Origin of the sequence: Streptomyces sp. NPDC002490, from assembly GCF_040296045.1 — a bacterium.
Classification (GTDB): Bacteria; Actinomycetota; Actinomycetes; order Streptomycetales; family Streptomycetaceae; genus Streptomyces.
In genome coordinates, this window is record NZ_JBEOWM010000134.1 from 1 (window position 1) to 1553 (window position 1553).

2 protein-coding genes are annotated in these 1553 nt (G+C 72.2%); both read left to right on the forward strand.

What is annotated here, in order from left to right:
• Positions 1-160: 160 nt before the first annotated feature.
• Positions 161-700 carry a YbhB/YbcL family Raf kinase inhibitor-like protein gene (locus ABT092_RS30925; protein ID WP_351249826.1) on the forward strand — a complete coding sequence of 180 codons (540 nt, stop codon included), beginning with the start codon at positions 161-163 and terminating at the stop codon, positions 698-700.
• Between the two features lie 239 nt (positions 701-939).
• Positions 940-1476, forward strand: coding sequence for an HNH endonuclease (locus ABT092_RS30930; RefSeq protein WP_351249828.1), 537 nt, complete (start codon positions 940-942; stop codon positions 1474-1476).
• Positions 1477-1553 lie beyond the last annotated feature (77 nt).

Genomic DNA, 1553 nt, shown 5'->3' on the forward strand with positions numbered 1-1553 from the left:
CTCAGCCGAAGGCCGCCTGCACGTACGGCAGTTACCAGACCGGGTGATCAAGTACGAGAGGCCGTTCGACGTCCGAGGTTAAAGATCAAGCTAGGCTCGGCGCCGGAATCGCTTCGCCGTCCACGCACGCGCAACGCGCGCAGAACGCAGGAGGTATCAGGTGACCGAGGTGTCAAGGCCGCCGCTCCCCCATGACTTCCATCCGCAGGTGCCCTCGTTCACGGTGGTGAGCGAGGACGTCGCCCCGGGCGGAGTGTTGAAGGACGCCCAGGTGTACGCGGCGGGGAACACGTCGCCGCAGCTGCGGTGGGAAGGGTTCCCGGAGGGGACCGGGAGCTTCGCCGTGACCTGCTTCGACCCGGACGCGCCGACCGGCAGCGGCTTCTGGCACTGGACGGTGTTCGACATCCCCGCCTCGGTCTCCGAGCTGCCGGCGGGTGCCGGGAGCGGTTCGTTCGTCGGGCTGCCGCAGGGGGCCGTGCACGTGCGGAACGACTACGGGACGAAGGACTTCGGCGGTGCGGCCCCGCCGGCCGGCGACCCGGCGCACCGGTACGTGTTCACCGTCTACGCGGTGGACCGGGAGCGGCTCGGGCCGGACGGCGATGCCAGTCCGGCCGTGATCGGCTTCAACCTGCGGTTCCACACCCTGGCGCGCGCCCAACTGATCGGTGAGTACGCGGCCCCCGCCGCGGATTGAGGTCCTCGGACCGCTTCGCTGAACTCGCCGTTCGCCGGACGTTTGCCCGTCCCTGGTCTTGGAAGTGATCAGGGGCGGGCGTTTTCGTGTGCGCGTTCCGATGGGGCGGTGCCGGGGTCCGCTGGTGTGCAGCAGTCCCGGGTGCCCGCGGATATTGCGTTGTTCATCTCTTCGGGCCCGGCCAGAGTGGGTGCCGGCCCGCCAGGGGGGTGGGCCGGCCCGTACGGGAGGTGGGCGGAATGCGTGACACCCTGGTCCTCAACGCGAGTTTCGAACCGCTGTCGACGGTGACTCTGCACCGAGCGGTGGTCCTGGTGCTCCAGGACAAGGCGGTCGTCGAGCAGACCCACCCCGAGATGTGGCTGCGGGCGGCGGCGGTGGAGTTGCCGGCGCCCCGGGTGATCCGGTTGTGCCGGTACGTGCGGGTGCCGTTCCGAAGACGTGCTCCGTGGTCACGGCGGGGGGTGTTGGTGAGGGACCGGCACCGGTGTGCGTACTGCGGGCGGCGGGCGACGACGGTGGACCATCTGGTGCCCCGGTCGCGCGGGGGCTCGGACTCCTGGTTGAACACGGTCGCGGCCTGCGCGGAGGACAACCACCACAAGGCCGACCGGACGCCCGAGCAGGCCGGGATGTCCTTGTTGCGACAGCCCTTCGAGCCGAGCCCCGCGGATGCGATGTTGCTGGCGCTGGGGCTCGACGGGGGGAGCCTGCCGGGATGGCTCTCCGGGGGGCCGTCCGGAGTCGGGCGGCGGCTGGACCCGGAGGCCGCGTAGGCGACCCGGACGTGGGGGGGGGGGGGGGCCCCCCCCCCCGCGCGGGGGCCCCCCCCCCCGGGGCGGGGGGGGGCCGC

What these genes read in the sequence shown, in the direction of transcription:
- ABT092_RS30930 (WP_351249828.1), top strand. Translation starts at nt 940, where the DNA reads ATGCGTGACACCCTGGTCCTCAACGCGAGTTTCGAACCGCTGTCGACG.